The organism is Streptomyces sp. NPDC034670 (assembly GCF_055574875.1).
Window position 1 is genome coordinate 57,019 of record NZ_JBVITR010000012.1, and the last position, 15,451, is coordinate 72,469.

The window sequence follows — 15,451 nt, forward strand, 5'->3', positions numbered from 1 at the left end:
CGCGGCGGCCTCCGGCCGTCGGGACGGCCGCGGGTCCGCGCTACGCCCCGGCCGCCCGGTCCGTGCGGTTCGTCCCGCTCACGCCGCCGAGTCCGCGAACTGGCCCGGCTGCCGGCCCTCGCCGTGCGGACCGCGGTAGGCCTGGGCGATGTCCAGCCACTGCTCCGCGTCGGCACCGGTCGCCGTCAGGGCGAGATCGTCGCGGTGCCGGCGGCGGGTGACCAGGAGGCAGAAGTCGTGGGCGGGGCCGCTGATCGTCTGCTCGGCGTCCTCGGGGCCGACGGTCCACAGCTCGCCGGAGGGGGCGGTGAGTTCGAAGCGGAAGTGCTCGGAGGGCGGGGTCAGACCGTGGGATTCGTAGCCGAAGTCGCGGGTCAGCCAGGCGAAGTTGACCAGGTGGAGCAGACGGCCGGTGGGCTCCCTGCGGACGCCGAGCGTGTCGGCGATGTCCTGTCCGTGGCCGAAGAGCTCCATGATCCCGGCGCAGGCGAGGACGACCGGCGGCAGCGGATTGACCAGCCACGGCACGAACGAGTTCTCCGGCACCCGGCCGAGCGCCTCCACCGAGGCGTCCCCACCGGCTCGGAAGCGGGCGAGCAGCTCCTCGGGCGGGAAGGAGTTGAACTGCTTCAGGGCGGAGTCGACGGCGCCGTCGAAGTTCTTCGCGGCCCCGGAGGTCATGGCCTTGAAGCCCTCCGGGTCGGCGGCGGCGGCCCTGGCCAGGGTGAAGACGAAGGTCAGATGGGCGATCTGGTCCGCGACGGTCCAGCCGGGGGCGGGAGTCGGGGCGTTCCAGGCGTCGTCGTCGATGTTCTCGACCAGACGGGCGACCTCGTCGATCTCGGCGGACAGGTCCTTGAGCACGTCGTTCAGGGCGGTCATTCTCTTGCTCCTCTGCCTGTGAGGGGGCGGGTTTTTTGAAGCAACCCACTGGTCCGGAGAGAAGGACTCACTCGTGTGGCGAGTCCTGCGGGAGGGGTGTTACCGAAGCCGAGCGGGTCCTTTGGAGCAACCCACCGGGCCGAGAGAAGGGCGCTAGGCGGCGTGACCGGCCAGCGGGAGGGTCTGAACGGTGGTCCGGGTCGTGTACGGCTCCAGGGCCCGGGCCAGTGCGCCCGGGATGAGGGACGGGACCGTCGCGGTGTTCGGGCCGCGCATGCAGGCGATCCGCTGCCTGCCGCGGGCGACCAGGACCTCACCGCCGTCCTCGGCCACCTTGACGTAGTCGAAGGTGAACTCCAGCTGGGTCTGGCCCAGCTCGGCCAGCCGCATCCGGATCGACAGCTCGTCGAAGGCGGTGATCTCGGCGAAGAACTCGCAGTCCACCTTCAGCGTGAACAGTTTGAGGTCGTCCTGCACCTCGCGCAGCACCGCCGGCGCCCGCTGCTTGAGGAAGAGTTCCCGGCAGCGGCCCTGCCACCGGAGGTAGTTCACGTAGTAGACGTTGCCGACCAGATTGGTCTCCTCGAAACCGACGGTGTGGCGGTACTCGAAGTAGTCGGACATGGTGTTCACCCCTCGTTCGCTGTGCGTGGTGTGTGACGTGGTGTGTTGCTTCAAGCAACCCACTCGGTGGAGAGGTCCGCCCCGGGCGGTCCCCGCGTCGCGGGCACGTGGGAACCGCCCGGGTGCGGTGGTGCCGGGACCCGGTGGGGGAGGGTCACCTGCCGGTGAGCGAGGGCAGCAGCGGCAGGACGTTCCTGCGCGCGCTGCGGGATCCATCGGGCGCCGGCGCGCCGTAGGTCACGGCGACGCCCTTGCGCTGGGCCGCACGCACGATCCCGGGGATCGCGCGCTCGGCGAGCGCGGCGATGGTCATGGCCGGATTCACGGTCAGGGCACCCGGAACGGCCGAGCCGTCGGTGACGAAGATGCCGGGGTGGCCGCGCAGTTCGTTGCGGTCGTCGAGCGCGGAGGTCTGCGGGTCGTCTCCCATGCGGCAGGAGGCGAGGGGGTGCACCGTGTAAGCGCCGATCAGGTCGTTGGTCCAGGGCATCACCTTGGCCAGGCCGTCCTTCTCCAGGATCTCCTTGACCTCGGCGTCGGACTTCTTCCAGGCGCTCCACGTGTGGTGGGTGGGTTCGTACCGGAGGCTTCCCCTGCCGAGCATCTGCTGCGAGATGCGGTGGGCGTTGCCGGTGGCGGGGGGCGGGCCGAAGACTCCCTCGTTGTCGTCCTCGATCATCGTGAAGATGGTGAGCCACGAGGTCCAGCGCCTGAGGATCTCCTTCTTCTCGGGACCGAACCAGGTCGGTCCCGTGGCATCGGCCACCTGGGCGAGGATCGTCCCCAGGCCCGGCGGGAAGTAGAGCTGTTCCAAGGAGTAGCGGGAGTACTCGGGCAGGGATCCGTCGAGCCGGTCCCAGTTGGCGACCGTGGGGCCCTTGCCTATGTGGTTGGCGGCGTAGGCGAGTCCGTTCCCGCGGTCCAGGCCCAGGAGCTCGGCGGCCTTGTCCTCGTCGATGACGGCGGTGTTGAGCCGCTCGCCGTTGCCCGAGAAGTACCGGCCCACCGACCGGGGCATGGTGCCGAGCGCGGCCTCGCTGCGCTGCAGGATGACCGGTGTCGCGCCGGCGCCCGCCGCCAGGACCACGATCTTGGCCTCGATCGTCCCGTTGCCCACGTGGATGCGGTAGTCCTCGTCGTCCACGATGTCGAAGTGCACGCGGTAGTCGCCGGCGGCGGTCCGCGATATCCGCTGCACCTCGTGCAGCGGCCGTATCTCGGCGCCGTGGGCGAGCGCCGCGGGCAGGTAGTTGACCAGCAGGGACTGCTTCGCCTCGAAGCGGCAACCGGCCATCATGAAGTTGCAGTTGACACACTTGGAGTTGTCGACGGCGACCGGGAGCGGGTTGGCGGTCCGTCCGGCGTGGTCGCAGGCCGCCGCCCACAGTCCGCCGGCGTAACTGACGTCGCTCCACTCCTGCTTGGTGATGGACAGCGATTCGGCCACCCGGTCGTACCAGGGGTCGAGGGTGTCGCGGTTGATGGCTCCGGGCCACATCCGCCGGCCGATGGAACCGTGCCGTTCGAAGACGAAGCGGGGCGCCCGCGGCATCGCGGCGAAGTAGACGACGCTGCCACCACCGACACAGTTGCCGCCGAGGACGCTCATCCCGTCGCCGACCGTGAAGTCGAAGGCCCGGGTGTAGGAGGAACCCAGCTTGTAGTCGTGCTCGAACTCGCTGCTCTCCAGCCAGGGACCGCGTTCCAGGACGGTGACCTCGGCGCCGCCTGCGGCGAGGTGGTACGCGGCGATCGCGCCGCCGAAGCCACTGCCGATGACGAGTACGTCCGTACGTTCGGCTGTGCCGGTCATGCGGGACTCCCGGTGGACGTCGTGTCGGGGTGCAGTCGGGCGAACGCGCGGCCGTAGCCGAAGTCGCGGAAGCGGTACAGACCGTCCGGGTCGGGCCTGCCGATGCCCATCGCGGTGAGGCCGGGGTGGCCTTCCTCGACTGCTCGGGCGGTCGGCAGGTGCGCCGCCGAGTCGAAGGCCATGTTGCAGAAGAGCGAGAGCATCACCCAGAACTCCTTCTCCGGGTGACCGGGTTTCGTCAACCGCAGAACCAGCTCGGCCCGGTCCTCGTACGCCAGGGCCACGAAGGGGGGCACGTCCTGGTCGAGCGTGAGGTCCCGCTCCTTCGCGTAGGCCTCGGTGTGGTCGTTCAGCAGCCGAGCCAGCTCGTCGAGTCCGTCGTGGATCCCGGTGGCATCCCAGGCGAGCAGGTCGAGCGCACCGGCCTGGACCGCGCCGCCGCCGGTGGCGACACCGGCGACGGCCCGGTCCCCGGCCCAGCGCTTCTCTCCCGGGACGATGGTGTCCGCGTACGCCTCGAGGGTCATGGTGCGGTACTCACCATCGAGCGCCACATGCGTCCCATGGTTACTCACCTCGGCCTCCATTCTGCCGCTTTGTGGGGGAGCGCCCTTGCGGCGTAAAAGGAAGTTACGTCGATTCGGTGCGTTCAAGCAACTGCCCGAAGTAGCAGCGGGAGCGAATTGAACTACCCAGAGTTGACGCGTCGGTTCCGCAGGATTCCTTTCGCCTGACTCACGGTCACTAGGCTGCCCCTCCGGATACATTCCTCAGCCGCACGTGACATTCTTCTGCGCTGGCATCCGCGCTTGCGGAAGTGCATCTCGGTCTCATGTTGGAGGAAACGTGAAAAGCGTCGGCGATTCACAGCCCGTACCGGAGCACTCCGCGCGCACCACGCACCGCGTGCGGATCGACGACCTCGTCCCCGCGGACTCGCCGCGCCTGAAGGGCATCGACAAGGCTCACGTGCGCCGGCTCTCCGCCATCTACCCGCTGCTGCCGCCCGTGCTCGTGCACCGCCCCACCCTGCGGGTGGTGGACGGCATGCACCGCATCGGTGCCGCCGTGCTGCGGGGCCTCGACACCGTCGAGGTCCAGTACTTCGACGGCGCCGAGGACCAGGTCTTCCTGCGCTCGGTGACGGCGAACATCGCAAACGGCCTGCCCCTGTCCGTGGCCGAGCGCAAGACGGCCGCCTGGCGGATCCTCGCCTCGCACCCGAGCCTGTCGGACCGGGCCGTGGCCGCTTACGCGGGACTCGACGCGAAGACCGTGGCATCGGTCCGGGGGTGTTCAACCGCGGGATCTCCCGCGCTGAACACGCGCACCGGCGCCGACGGCAAGTCGCACCCCCTTGACCGCACCGCCGAGCGCCTCCACGCCGCCGAACTGATGACGAGGGATCCCGAGCTGTCGTTGCGGGCCGTCGTCAAGGAGACCGGCCTCTCGCTCGGCACCGCGCACGACGTGCGACGCCGGCTTCTCCGCGGCGAGAACCCGGTTCCGCCCGGACGGCAGAGCAAGCCCGTACGGGCCGCCGCGCGCAGCACGCCGGCCCGTACGGCCGAGGTGCCCCGTGCGGCCGAGGTGCCCCGTACGGCCGAGGTGCCCCGCAAAGCCGCCCCCGCCGTCCCGGACCGCCCCCGCGCCGCCGTGCCCGCGCGCACCCCGCAGGGCAGCCCGGTGTCCCCCCGCTCACGCGGCCCCCTGGAGAGCCTGCGCAACCTGGCCAACGACCCGTCCCTGCGCCACTCGGACAGCGGACGCGACTTCGTCCGCTGGCTGCACACCCACTTCATCGTCGACGAGGCCTGGCAGAAGCGCGCGGGCGCGGTCCCCCCGCACGCCACCGAACCCGTGGCCGAACTCGCCCGGCACTGCTCGGACGCCTGGCGCCGCTTCGCCGAGGACATGTCCCGGCGCAGGCACGCCGTCGACAGCCGCGGCACGGCCAAGCACGACTCAGCCAATTCGGCGTTGACGCCGCGCCACCCCGGAGGGTTACGGTGACCACGACCACCGTCGAGCACGCTGTCCGCCGAGTCATCCGCTATATGCACATCAATCTCGGCCAGGACCTGACGATCGATGACCTGGCGCGCACCGCGATGTTCAGCAAATTCCACTTCACCCGGATATTCAGGGAAGCGACGGGGACCTCTCCGGGGCGTTTCCTTTCCGCCCTGCGGATGCAGGAAGCGAAAAGACTCCTACGGGACACGGATTTCAGTGTGGCTGATATCAGCAGCCTGGTCGGTTACAGCAGCGTCGGCACCTTCAGCTCGCGTTTCAAAGCCTGTGTCGGGATCTCGCCGCGCGCTTATCGCGAGCTCGACGGTTCCTCACCGGGATTACCCGCCACGACGGCAGTCGCCCCGGCCGTGGCGCACAGCATGTCGCTGCGCGGCCGGGTCGTGCTCTCGCCCGGTGCGGCGCTCGGCCGGATCTTCGTCGGGTTGTTCCCGAGCTGTGTGCGCCAGGGCCGCCCCGCACGCTGGACGATCCTCGACGGACCCGGCGCCTTCGAACTGAAGGACGTTCCGGGCGGCACCTGGCACGTCCTGGTCCACTCCGTGCCCTACAGCCACGAGGACGAACTCTTCGGCCGGCCCACCCCCGGCCTGCTCTCCGTCGGACGGTGCGGCCCGGTGACGGTGCGCCCGGGCGCCTTGCTGCAGCCGACCGAGATCACCCTGCGCCCACAGGACGCACTGGACCCGCCGCTGCTGCTCGCGATCCTGGACGTGACCGCCGCTCCGGAGCAACGGACCGGCCTCTGACCCATCACGACCGTCCTCCCCGAACCGTTCCGCACACGCACGCCGAGGGGGCGGGCCGGCCACCGTGTCCCGTGGCCGGCCCGCCCCGGCCGCCGTCGCCCGGAGCTCACTGCACCGGACGGACCGTCATCGGCAGACCGCCGTGCATCCGCAGGGAGAGCATGGGCTCCGCGACCGCCTCGTGCCCGGGCACGGTGCGCAGCTCCAGGTCGCGGGTGACCAGCGCCGTGACGAAGACCGCCTCCATCATGCCGAGGTTGCTGCCGACGCAGAACCGCGGTCCTGCGCCGAACGGGATGTAGGCGTACCGCGGCCGCCTGGCGACCCGCTGCGGTTCGAACCGCTCGGGGTCGAAGTCCTCCGGGGCGTCCCACAGGTCCGGGTGGCGGTGCATGATGTAGGGGCAGACCAGGACATCCGCCCCGGCCGAGACGGTGTAGCCGCCGACCTCGTCGTCCTGCTGGGCGACGCGCGGCAGCACCCAGACCGGCGGATAGAGCCGCATGGCCTCCTGGACCACCATGGTGGTGTAGGTGAGGCGGTGCAGGTCGTCGACCTCCGGGTTGCGCCCGCCCAGGACACGCACGGCCTCCTCGCGGACCCTCATCCGTGCCTCGGGATGACGGTCGAGCAGATGCAGGGTCCACCCGAGGGTGCTCGCCGTCGTCTCGTGCCCGGCGAGCAGCAGGGTGACCAACTCCTCCCGCAGTCGGTCGCGGGCCGCCTCCGGGCCGAAGTTCCGGCGTGCCGCCCAGATCATCCGGGACAGCGCGTCGTCGGCTTCCTCCCCGTCGGCCATGCGCGCGGCGCGGTCGGCCAGCAGGGAGTCGACCACGTCGTGCAGTTCCCGGCGTGCCCTGCGGAAATTGCGCTGCCCCCGGGTGGGCAGCCAGCTCGGCACCAGGCCCTGGGTGACCATCTCGAACATGGCCTGGTCCTGGATCGCCTCGAAGGAGTGCGCCACGGATTCGTGCGCGCCGAGGTCGCTGTCGAGCAGGGACCGGCCGAGCACCCCGAGGGTGAGCCCGGTGACCTCGCGCAGGACGTCGACGGGGCCGGCGCCCTCGTGACAGCGCAGCAGGGCCACCAGTTTCGAGGCCTCCTCCGCCACGACGTCCGCCTGCTGGGCGATGCGGCCCGGCTTGAACGCGGGTTGCACCACTCTGCGCTGGGCCCTCCACACCTCGCCCTCACTGGTGAGCAGGCCATCGCCGAGGATGCGCCGGGCTTCCACGAGCCCGATGCCCTTGTGGTAGTTGGCGGCGTTGTCCGCCAGCACGTGCTTGGCGTAGTCGGGCCGGTTGAAGACGTAGAGCTTCTTGGGACCCATGGAGACGCGGACCGCGTCGCCGAGGGCGGCCGCGTCCCTCATCAGGCCGAGCCGGTCCACGGCCAGTTTCCTCAGCAGTCCCGGCAGGTCCTTGGCGGCAGGCCCGGGTGGGTGCACGGTCATGCTGCCCTGCCTTCACTCGGCTCGGGGGCGGCCTGGCGGAACCTGCCGTTGTGGAAGAGGAGCGCCTCGTGACCCGGGCACCTGGCTGCCGCGAGCACCCTGCCGAGGAAGATGGTGTGGTCACCGCCGTCGTACACCCGCCACTTCTCGCACTCGAGCTGGGCCACGGCACCGGCGATCAGCGGGGCGTCGCTCCCCCGGCCCGGCACCCAGCCGACCGCGGCGAACTGCCCGGCGCCGGCCGGCCGTGAGCGGTTGGCGAAGTGCCGCGCCACGGACTCCTGGCCGGCGTTGAGCACGGACACCGAGAACGTGGCCGCCTGTTCGAGGCGGCGGTGCATGACGGCGTCCCTGTTGACGCAGACCAGCACGAGGGGCGGCTCCAGGGAGACGGACGTGAACGAGTTCGCCGTCATGCCCCGGGGAGCGTCCCCGCCGACGGTCACCACGGTGACCCCGGTGGGGAACGCTCCGAAAGCTCCGCGCAGTTGTTTCCCGTCTTCGAGATCGACCGGCTCCTCGGACGGAGCCACCAGGAGAGTCATGTCTGCCTCCCTGCCGGCGGCCGGGGTCCGGCCACCGCGTAGGGCGCCGGCGCCCGCGCCGGCACGTCGGGGATCGGTGTCGGTACGACGGAGGACCCCGGTCCGCGCACACGGGCGGGCCGCCGCCCGCTCCGTGCCGCCGGTGTCTCCGCGCCGTCCGTCACCTCGGTGTGGTGGAACGTGGTGCCGGGCTCTGTGCGGCCACGGCCGGCCTGACGACTCGCCGGAGGCCCTGATCCCGGCGGGCGGCTCGCGCTCCGTCCGCGGTGTGATGGGCTCCGGCTGCCCCGGTGCGCCGGTGGGGACGCCGGGTCCCGGTCGGCGGGGGGACCGGTCCGGGCGTCCCCCCGCCGGCGGAGGAGGTGCACGTGGTCCGCGGTTCCGGACAGGCCGGACCGCGCACCCGTGACCGCGTGACGGTGTTCGGGGCGGCCTCCCACGGCTACGGCCGCCCCGAGGAGTCGGGACCGCTCCCCGCGAGCACCGCGAAGACGGCGGGCTCCGCCGCGTCGCGCAGTGCCGTGACGAAGGTCGCGATCCGCAGGTCGCCCGCGGCCATGACCACCCAGTTCGCCTTGTCGCACGGAGCCAGGGTCAGGGGGGCCGCAGCCATCACCCCGGCCTTCCTCAGGCACTCGACGGCGCTCCACACACGGGTGGCGGCGGTGTCGGGCGCCTCGCCGGTCTCCTTGGCCACGAGGGCGGCCAGCGGGGCGTGTTCGCCGAGCAGACCCTCCCACGCGGCCTCGGTACGGACGTTCACCGCTTCGACGTCGCAGGCCACGGTCTGCCCGGCGGTGTCGGAGACCACGCCGAGGGTGACGCCCAGGGCGTGCGCCGCCGACATCCGCCGTCCGCCCGCCAGCTCGGGGCGGCCGTCGGGGCGGTAGCGGACCTCCTCCGGGGCACCGACGGCTCGCTGCACGGCGGCCGCCGTGCTGGCCCGGCGCTGCTCCGTGCCGTCGCCCCCGTACGGCTCGACGGCGACGGCGACGTGCGTGCCGAGCACCTCCTCGAGCGCCCGCTCCAGGTAGGAGCCGAGCAGCGGCGCCACCCACGGACCCGAGCCGTCCGTCTTGCGCACGGCATGCAGGGTCAGGCCCTCCCAGCGCTCGACGGCGGTGCCGTCGGGGGCGCGGACCACGATGTCGTACACATAGGTGTCGCCCTCGTGGTACCGCTCGGAGGCGCAGTAGCGCAGTTCGCCGGGAACGTCGGTGGCGGAGCCGAGCGGGTGGAGCCGCTCGATGCCGGACGGCAGCAGGGTGGCGTCGGGGACGCAGACCTGGTTGCCGTGCATCAGGGCGTCGCGCATGCCGGGGTCGGCGAGCAGGAGCGTGCCGGGCAGGAAGCCGGCGAACCAGTTCCCCGAGGCCTGGACGGAGACGTCCGCGTCCACGTGCCGGGCCGCCGCCCGGTGGAAGCGGCGCAGCCGGTGGAAGCGATCGCCCTGGAAGTTGACGCCTCCGTAAAGGTCCGTCTTCGGGTCGAGCGGGGCCGCCGGGACCGCGGGGTCGACCTGCTCGGGCGGGCCGTCGGGGACGGCCGCGCCGCCGTAGAGGAGACGGGCCCGGAAGTGCTCGGCGACGAAGCCGGTCTCCTCGGCCCGGACGGCCACGTCGACCGTGGCGGATCCGGTGACCGTGGCGGCGATCCGGATCCGGGTGGTGCCGTTCGGCTGGACCACGATGGGCCGCAGGAACTCGACCCCTTCGAACACCGGGACGCCCGCCCAGCCGGTGGCGGCGGACGCGACCTGGGCCATCGCCTCCATGCCGATCACCGCGGGCAGCAGCAGGTTGCCGTCCAGGAGGTGATCGGCGAGGTAGGGGTCGGTGCCGGCGTTCAGCTCGACCTCGGTGACCAGCTCGACGCCGTGGTAGCGGATGAGCGGGTTGCCGATGAACCGCAGCAGCGGCAGCTGCGGCAGGTCACGGCGTACGGTCTCGATGCCTTCCGTACGGCCGCTGATGACCGTGACCACCGGCGCGTCCGGGTCGTTGACCAGGCGCAGCAGGAGATCGATGCCCTGGTCGGGCGAGACCGGCGTGATGCCCTCGCGGGAAAGGGACTCGACGACGGAGAGCTTTTCGCCCATGCCGATGCCGGACCACACCGACCACTCCAGGCACACGGCACGGCAGCCGGGCCGGGTGTGCGCGACCCGTTCGGTGAGGTCGGCCAGCCACTCGTTGGCGGTGGCGTAGTGCGCCTCACCGCGCAGTCCCGCACGGCCGATGATGGAGCCGAAGGTGACGAGCAGCTTCAGGTTGTCCTCGCCGACCGCGTCGAGCACGGTGCGCAGTCCGTCGACCTTCGGGGCGAGGGTGGAGCGGACGGCGTCCATGTCCAGCGAGGCCAGCGATCCGGGCTCGTTGCGGGCCGCGCCGTGCATCAGCGCGGTGACCGGTCCCAGTTCCGCGGTGAGTTCGTCGACCGCGGCGCGTACCTTCCGCGGGTCGGTGACATCGGCGGCGGCGTAGGCCAAGCTCACCCCGCTGTCGGCCATGCGCTTCAGGTTCGCCGCGAGGTCGGCGTCCTCGGCCGGGTCGGAGCGGCCGAGCAGGGCCAGGCCGGCTCCGCTGTCCTTGGCCAGCGCCAGGGCGCACTCCGCCGTGATGCCCTTGCCGCCGCCGGTGACCAGGAGCACGTCCGAGGCGTCCAGGACGCGCTCGGTGCGCTCGGGGACGACCGGTAGCGCGCGCAGCGTCGGCACCCGGCGCACGCCGTCCGCGTCGTAGCGGACCTCGGTGAACCGCGTGGTCGCGGCGACCTCGGCCACCACCTGCTCGATCGCCTCGTACGACACCGGGGTGTGCACGATGGTCGTCCTCAGGTGCGGGGCCTCCAGGTGCAGGGTCTTGGCGAGTCCGGCCGCGCCACGGCCGGACTGCACCAGGACGAAGCGGCGGTCGCGGTCGCCCGCGAGGGCGTCCTTCGCACCGTTCAGGGCCTGTTCGACGTGCTCCTGCGGGCAGTCGGGGGCCAGGCAGACCAGCACGCCGGAACCGACCTCGGCTTCTTCGAGTGCCTGCTTCAGCCGGGCGGCGAAGGGGTGGTCGCCGTCGGCGAACAGTTTCCAGGCGCCGCCGGTCTGTCCCGGTGCGGCCGGTGGGACGGGCAGCTCGTCGAAGTCCACGGCGAAGGCCCTGGCCCAGGCGGCCGCGCCCGCGACGACGGGTGCGGCCGTGTCGTTCGGACCACTGTTCCGTGCCAGCGATTCGAGGGCTTCGGCGAGTTGCCCCACGCTCGCGGTGGCGAAGTTGGTGGGCACGTGGGCGGCGGCGAGGCCGAGCTTGGTGGCGGCCTGGTTGACGATCTGGCCGACTGTGATCGAACTCATGTGCAGGTCGTCCAGGAGGCTGCTGTCGTCGGCGACCAGTTCGGCCGGCAGCTCGGCGCGTTCGGCGACCAGCGCCCGCACCACTTCCAGGACCGGTTCCCCCGCCGCGTCGCCCGCGTCCGCGACGGTGCCGGCGCCGTCCTCGACCGGCCGCGACACGGCCGGGACCGCGGGCAGCTCGACCTGCGGAGCCGTTTCACAGGGGCTGGTCAGGAAACTGAACTCGGCACCGATCTGCAGGGGCCGGGTGAGCCGGTCCTGGAACAGCCGTTCGTGGATCAGCGGGGCGCCGATCACGTAGGCGGCGCCCACGACCTGGAGGAGACCGCGCAGGGACTCGTCGTCGGTGTTCACCGCGAGGGACGGCACACCGGTCGCGGCGGCGGTGAGCGAGCTGAGCACCCCTCCGGGACCGACCTCGACGAACAGGTCGACCTCGTCGGCCGCGACCTGGACAGCCTGGCTGAACAGGACCGGTTCGGTGATCTGCCGGCGCAGCACCTCGGGCAGGTCCGTTTCCGCGTCGAGTTCCCCGCCGGTGACCGTGGAGACGACCCGGCGCTTCACCGGCCCGAGACCGGCGCTGTCGAGCCACTGCCCGAAGGAGTCGGCCGCCGACGCGACCAGCGGTGAGTGGAAGGCGTGGGACACCGCGAGCCGGGTGCAGGTGATTCCCGCCTCGGCGGCCCTGGCCGCCATGGTCTCGATGTCCGCCACCGGTCCGGCCACGACCGTCTGCTCGGGGCCGTTGTACCCGGCGACGACGACGGGCAGCCCGTCGGTGAGGACCGTGACCCGCTCCGGCCCGGCGGCGAGCGAGGCCATCGTGCCCGAGGCGCCGTGCTCGGCCATGGCCTGTCCGCGCACCCGGGCGGCGTCGAGCAGCTCCCGGTCGTCCAGGGCGCCCGCCCAGTGCAGGGCGGACAGTTCACCGAGGCTGTGGCCCACGGCGACGTCCGCCTCCAGGCCGAGCGCTTCCAGCACCCGCAGACCGGCCGTCGAACCGGTGACGATCCGCGGCTGGGCCACGTCGGTGGCGACCATGTCGCCGGTGGCGGGCAGGTCCGCCCGGTCGTAGACGCCGGCGGCCTCGGGGAAGCGACGGCGCAGCGCGCCGCCCCCGGTGCTCCGGCCGGAGCCCTGGCCGGGGAAGAGGAAGCCGATCCGGGCGTCCTCCCCGGCCCGGCCGAGGAAGACGCGCCCGTCGGGGGAGAACCGGCTGGTCTCACCCGCGTCGACGGCCTCGAGCAGTCGGCGCAACCGCAGTTCGGCGTCCTCCGGGGAGGAGACGACCGCGGCCGCCCGGTAGGGCAGTTCACGCAATTCGCGCTGCAGCGTCGCGGCGAGGTCGCCGACCTGCGCGTACGAGAGCCGCGGCACGAAGTCGGCCACCTGGCTGATCCGCTCGCGCAGGGCCGCGGGTGACTCCCCGTCCAGCAGGAGCAGTTCGCTGTCCTGGAGCGAGCCCGCGAGGGTGGTGGCGCGGCGGCTGAGCGGTGCACGCCGCCCGGACACCCGTTTGTCGAGGACGACGTGGGTGTTGATCCCGCCGAAGCCCATGGCGGTGATGCCGGCCCGTCGTTCCTGGTCCTCGGGCCAGGCCTCGGCCTTGCGCAGCACCCGCAGGGTGGCCCGGTCGTCGGTGAGCAGGTCGTGCGGGTCGACACAGCCGATGGCGGGCGGCAGCATCCCGGTTTCCACGGCCATCGCGGCCTTGATCAGACCGGCGACTCCGGCGGCGGCCTTGGTGTGGCCGATCATGCCCTTGATGGAGCTGATGGCGGCTCTCGGCGCGCCAGGGGCGGCCTCGGCACGCGCACTCGTGATCGCTTCGAGCTCGGTGGCGTCGCCGACCCGGGTGCCGGTGCCGTGCCCCTCGAAGAGCGGTACCGTGCCGATGCCGAATCCGGCCCTCTCGTACGCCCGGGTGAGGGCCATCCGGTAGCCGTTCACCTCGGGGCGGGTGATGCCACCCTGCCCGTCGGAGGAGATGCCCCAGCCCGCCACGCTCGCGTAGATGCGGTGACCGGCGGCGAGGGCGTCCTCCTCACGCATCAGGACGACCATGCCGCAGCCCTCGCCCGGCCAGAAGCCGTTGGAGCCGCGGTCGTAGAGCCGCATCTCCTTCCTGGCGAGCGCTCCGGTCTTGGCGAAGCCGATGATCTCGAAGGGGTCGATGGACAGGTCGACGCCGCCCGCGACGGCGACGTCGAGGTCGCCGCTGAGCAGGGAGGTGGCGGCCGTGGTGACCGACAGCAGCGAGGAGGAGCACGCGCCGTCGACCGTGTAGCCGCCGCCGTTGAGGTCGAAGTAGTTGCAGATCCGCCCGGCGATGGTGTTGGCCAGGCCGCCGGCGAGGGTGTCCTCGTCGATGGCCGGGAACGGCTGCTTGTACGCGCTCTCGACCCCGGCCAGGAACTCAGCCGTGCGGTCGTCGTCCCAGTCCTGGTCCCTGAGCGCGGAGGCCAGCACGCGCCGAACGTAGGGCCACCGCAGCCGCATGCCGTTGGCCCGGGAGAATTCACCGGTCAGGGTGTTGCCGACGACGACGCCGGTTCTTGCCCTGGGCAGCCCCTCGGCCGCCGGGAACCCGGCGTCGGCCAGGGCCCGGCCGGCGATGTCGAGGGCCAGCCAGTGGGTGAGGTCGGTGGAGCGGTAGGTGCTGCCGGCGATCCGGTGGGCGATCCGGTCGAACTCGTAGCCCTCCAGGACGGCGGCGTTGCGGGCGTAGAAGCGGTCGGGGGCCCGGGGGTCCGGGTCCCAGTAGTCGTCCAGGTTCATCCGGACATCGGGCAGGCGCCGGAAGGCGCGCCGGCCGGCGACCGCGTTGTCCCACAGCTCGTGCGGGGTCTCGGCGTCGGGGTAGCGGCATGCCATCCCGACGATCGCTATCCGGTTCATACGGGGACCACCACCTTCTTCTCCGCCGCCTTCTGCTCGGCGGCCCGAGCGGCCGCGCACTTGCCGTGCGCGCAGGTGCCTGCCGCGCAGGCGTCGGCGGGCTTGTCGGGGACGGGCCCGCCGGGTGCCGGCTTGACGGGGACGACGGCCCTCGTCTCCTCGGCCCGCGCCGCGCGCTGTTTGTCGAGGAGGTGCAGGCCCCACAGGTAACCGCCGCGGATCAGGCAGACCAGGGCCGTGGCGAAGAAGATGCCGTAGGCGATGCCGAGGGCCGTGAGCAGGCCGTACATCGCGGCGACCCCGCCGCCGAACGCGATCTGCGAGGAGCGCTTGGAGGGAGAGGTTCCGGGGTCGGTGACCATGTAGTTCGTGAAGAGCACGAAAGCCACACCGGTCATCATGCCGAGCGCCGCGGGGATGGAGGTGCCCAGCCACAGACCGCGGATGATCGCCTGCAGCGCGAAACCGACCAGCCAAGCGCCGATGAGCCACATGCGGCCCGTCAGCTTGGCGTTCAGCATGGTGCCGAGCGTGATGATGATCGCCGGCAGGACCCAGTCGCCCGGGCCGTGGAGGTGCTCGGTGAAGTGGTAGGGCGGCGCGATGCTGGCCCAGGGGAAGAGCAGCAGGATGATCGCGATGCCGAAGTTCGACGGGTTCATGTAGTGCCGCATCCGGCCCTTGAGCGGGGCCCTCAGCACCCACTTGGTGCCGACGGCGACCAGCACCCCGAACATCATGACCCAGACCCGGTCGTTGACGTAGGTGAGCATGTTGACGGCGAGACCGGTGATGTGGGCCGGGTAGAGGAACTCCATCAGGCCGCGTGGACCGTTGCCCGCGTAGCGGGGTCTCCGGCCCTCCGTCCTGGCGGCGATCGCCTCCAGGAGGATCTCCACGACGTAGGCGGTGCCGACGGCGATGAACGGCCACAGCCAGGGCTGCTCGAATCCGAGGAACGTGTAGCCCGCGATGTTCAGGACGGTGATCGAGATCGCGAACCGGCGCAGTGCGGTGATGATCTTGTTGTCGTGCCGCGGCGGGGCGGGTGGCCTCTGGGGTGTCGTCCCGTCCTGAGCGTCCGGTATCTGTGAGGTGGTGGACACG

Annotated in this window: 10 protein-coding genes; 2 read left to right on the forward strand and 8 right to left on the reverse strand. The window is 71.7% G+C overall.

All coding sequences use genetic code 11. The features are described from left to right. Positions 1 to 78 precede the first annotated feature (78 nt). From ACZ56B_RS11670 to ACZ56B_RS11685, 4 genes are all read right to left on the reverse strand, one after another. Positions 79 to 882 (reverse strand): TIGR03084 family metal-binding protein, encoded by an 804-nt coding sequence (locus ACZ56B_RS11670; RefSeq protein ID WP_468788767.1) that lies wholly within the window; start codon positions 880 to 882, stop codon positions 79 to 81. A 153-nt stretch (positions 883 to 1,035) separates the two neighbouring features. Continuing rightward, complete coding sequence (locus ACZ56B_RS11675; RefSeq protein ID WP_468788769.1) at positions 1,036 to 1,506, reverse strand: acyl-CoA thioesterase; 471 nt, start codon at positions 1,504 to 1,506, stop codon at positions 1,036 to 1,038. A 154-nt stretch (positions 1,507 to 1,660) separates the two neighbouring features. Further along, on the reverse strand, positions 1,661 to 3,319 hold the full coding sequence (locus ACZ56B_RS11680) for an FAD-dependent oxidoreductase (protein WP_468788771.1): 1,659 nt from the start codon (positions 3,317 to 3,319) through the stop codon (positions 1,661 to 1,663). Beyond that, a complete protein-coding gene (locus tag ACZ56B_RS11685; protein ID WP_468788917.1) occupies positions 3,316 to 3,846 on the reverse strand; it encodes a DUF5987 family protein in 531 nt (176 codons plus the stop codon). Before ACZ56B_RS11685 ends, ACZ56B_RS11680 begins: the two co-directional genes overlap by 4 nt. A gap of 319 nt (positions 3,847 to 4,165) precedes the next feature. Here ACZ56B_RS11685 and ACZ56B_RS11690 point away from each other — a divergent pair, with 319 nt between their 5' ends. Both ACZ56B_RS11690 and ACZ56B_RS11695 read left to right on the forward strand, forming a co-directional pair. Continuing rightward, a complete protein-coding gene (locus ACZ56B_RS11690) occupies positions 4,166 to 5,332 on the forward strand; it encodes a ParB/RepB/Spo0J family partition protein (protein WP_468788773.1) in 1,167 nt (388 codons plus the stop codon). Continuing rightward, positions 5,329 to 6,102: a helix-turn-helix domain-containing protein gene (locus ACZ56B_RS11695; protein WP_468788775.1), complete on the forward strand. Its 774-nt coding sequence runs from the start codon at positions 5,329 to 5,331 to the stop codon at positions 6,100 to 6,102. The genes ACZ56B_RS11690 and ACZ56B_RS11695 overlap by 4 nt, the downstream gene beginning before the upstream one ends. Before the next feature lie 106 nt (positions 6,103 to 6,208). Here ACZ56B_RS11695 and ACZ56B_RS11700 read toward each other — a convergent pair whose 3' ends face one another. From ACZ56B_RS11700 to ACZ56B_RS11715, 4 genes are all read right to left on the reverse strand, one after another. Further along, on the reverse strand, positions 6,209 to 7,555 hold the full coding sequence (locus ACZ56B_RS11700; protein ID WP_468788777.1) for a cytochrome P450: 1,347 nt from the start codon (positions 7,553 to 7,555) through the stop codon (positions 6,209 to 6,211). Beyond that, positions 7,552 to 8,100 (reverse strand): flavin reductase family protein, encoded by a 549-nt coding sequence (locus ACZ56B_RS11705; protein ID WP_468788779.1) that lies wholly within the window; start codon positions 8,098 to 8,100, stop codon positions 7,552 to 7,554. Before ACZ56B_RS11705 ends, ACZ56B_RS11700 begins: the two co-directional genes overlap by 4 nt. 442 nt (positions 8,101 to 8,542) lie before the next feature. Next, the gene (locus tag ACZ56B_RS11710; RefSeq protein ID WP_468788781.1) at positions 8,543 to 14,344 is read right to left on the reverse strand and encodes a type I polyketide synthase; all 5,802 of its coding nucleotides are present in this window, start codon (positions 14,342 to 14,344) and stop codon (positions 8,543 to 8,545) included. Further along, positions 14,341 to 15,432 (reverse strand): enediyne biosynthesis protein, encoded by a 1,092-nt coding sequence (locus ACZ56B_RS11715; protein ID WP_468788919.1) that lies wholly within the window; start codon positions 15,430 to 15,432, stop codon positions 14,341 to 14,343. The genes ACZ56B_RS11710 and ACZ56B_RS11715 overlap by 4 nt, the downstream gene beginning before the upstream one ends. Positions 15,433 to 15,451: the final 19 nt, after the last annotated feature.